The organism is Microbacterium sp. CCH5-D1, from assembly GCF_001557335.1.
Taxonomy (GTDB): domain Bacteria; phylum Actinomycetota; class Actinomycetes; order Actinomycetales; family Microbacteriaceae; genus Microbacterium; species Microbacterium oxydans.
The window spans coordinates 1-467 of sequence record NZ_LSJW01000131.1; the positions used below are offsets into that span (position 1 = coordinate 1).

1 pseudogene is annotated in these 467 nt (G+C 69.0%); it reads left to right on the forward strand.

Going from position 1 to position 467, the window contains the following annotated elements:
* Window positions 1-14: 14 nt before the first annotated feature.
* Window positions 15-467: pseudogene (locus tag AX744_RS08160) on the forward strand (hypothetical protein); the annotation flags it as partial.

The following is a 467-nucleotide window of genomic DNA, read 5'->3' on the forward strand; positions in this document are numbered from 1 at the left end:
CCGAGGTGCCGGGCGTGAAGGCTCCGACCTCCGTGCCGGTGGATCCGGTGCAGGTGACACCGGTGAAGACGTCGACTCCGCGCGCGCCGGACGACCTCGCCGGAGCGTTCAGGAGGATCCCGGGCGGGGGAGCCCAGGTCGCCGTGGAGAAGTACACGATGGTCGGCGGCGCGACCCGCTATGTGGCCTACGTGGCCGGTACCCAGAATTCGCTGCTGTCCCTGAAGAAAGGCGCGGAGCCGTGGGACATGACCTCGAACATCGAGCTCTATCAGGGCGCTACGTCGGCGTCGTACCAGGCGACTCTCGATGCTCTGGCGGCCGCCGGTGTCGAACCGGGCGATCGCGTCGACGTGGTCGCGCACTCGCAGGGCGGGATGATCGCCACGCGACTCCCCGTGGAGAGCGAGTACGAGGTGTCGATGCAGATCACGGCGGGGAGCCCCACCGAACCGACACTCCGGGAG